Genomic DNA, 1,525 nt, shown 5'->3' with positions numbered 1-1,525 from the left:
GGCGGGCGCCGGGGGAGTCGTAGAGGATCACCACGTCGGCCTTGCCGTCGCCGGTCGGGTCGCCGACCGACAGCTTGCTGCGCCCCGCGTCCCAGGTCCCGTTGCCGGAGTCCCACCAGTAGGCGGGCCAGTCGAACTTGGTCCCCGTCGACCGCGCGACGAACGCCGCCGTCCGGGCGTTGCCGTAGTCGTAGAGCATCACCAGGTCGTCCTTGCCGTCCCCGGTGAAGTCGCCCCGGACCTGGGTCTCCCCGTTCGCGACCGGCGTGCTGTCGACGATGTTGAGGTACCGCAGCGCGCGGAACCCGTCGGACGCGTAGCCCGAGCGCGACCGCTTCACGTGCTGCGCCACGTCGCCCCAGGTGCGCTCCTGGTAGATCCACATCTCGGTGCGCCCGGCGTCGGCCCACTTGTCGAACAGCACGACGTGCCCGCTGCTGAGCAGCGCGTCGCCCGGCTTGAGCTCGTCGTAGCTGCTGAGGAAGGTCTTCCCGCCCCACGCGGCCAGGTCGCCGGTGTTGAGGTCCCAGCCGTCCGACTTCTTCGGCAGGTGCCAGGCCATCGACACGTACCCGGAGCAGTCCGGGCGGTACTTGTGCCCGTCGCCGTCGTCGACGGCCTTGGCCTGGTCCTGGCTGTAGGGCACCCTCTGGTCCACCCACCGCTGCGCGCGGGCGAGGACCTCGGCCCTGGTGATCTGCGGTCCGAGGTCCGGCAGCGCCGCGGCCGACGACGGCGCGCCGACCTGCTCCCGCGCGCTCGGGTCGGCGTGGGCGACGGCCCCGCCGAGCGCGGTGCTCGCGGTCAGCAGGAGCGCGCTGAACGCGGTGACGATCTTGCGTCTGAAGTGCACTGGTTCTCCCCCCGTGGTGCTTGTCCCCGTTGTGGAGGCACCCTCGGACATGGACATTCACGGGGTCTTGCGAAATCCTTAACGCCGCTGCGCGGAAGTGGTGCCTGGGGGGCGCGATGGAAGTCAGGCTGCTGGGCTCGGTCGGGGTGTGGGAGCGCGACCGCGAGGTGGCGCCCGTGCAGCCGCGACAGCGGGCGGTGCTGGCCGCGCTGGCGGTGGAGGCGGGCAGACCGGTCGCCGTGGACACCCTGCTGCGCCGCGTCTGGGGCGAGACCCCGCCCGCCCGCGCCCGCGACGCGCTCTACGTGCACATCACCCGCCTGCGGCGGACGCTGGGCCGGCAGCGGGCGCGGCTGGGCAAGCGGGCGCCGTGGCGCGTGGTGACAGGAGGGTCGGCGCGCTATATCGAGGCACTGCGTCGCCGTTGGCACGTGCAGGAGCGTGTGTCCACGCCGATCGCCGCCGTACTTCGTCGCGAGGATGGCGTCGGCGTCGTGACACCCGCAGGCACGGAACGCTTCGACCACGTCGTGATGGCCTGCCACAGCGACGACGCGCTGCGCTTGCTGCGAGATGCCGACGCGCGCGAACGCAGCATCCTCGGCGCCATCCGCTATCAAGGCAACGACACCGTGCTGCACACGGATGCGAGCCTGCTGCCCCGACGCCGCA

At 72.1% G+C, this 1,525-nt stretch carries 2 protein-coding genes; one reads left to right on the top strand and one right to left on the bottom strand.

Annotated features, from left to right (window positions below; all coding sequences use genetic code 11):
- On the bottom strand, window positions 1-853 hold an 853-nt coding region (locus tag ACTUAL_RS25570), incomplete at its 3' end, for an FG-GAP repeat domain-containing protein (RefSeq protein WP_440902036.1).
- 116 nt (window positions 854-969) lie between these two features.
- Between ACTUAL_RS25570 and ACTUAL_RS25565 the strand changes: the two genes are divergently transcribed.
- On the top strand, window positions 970-1,525 hold a 556-nt coding region (locus tag ACTUAL_RS25565), incomplete at its 3' end, for a winged helix-turn-helix domain-containing protein (RefSeq protein ID WP_440902035.1).

The sequence above is a fragment of the Actinosynnema sp. genome (assembly GCF_052038725.1).
Note: the sequence above shows the minus strand (reverse complement) of the source record. Positions and strands in the feature narration are given on the sequence as shown.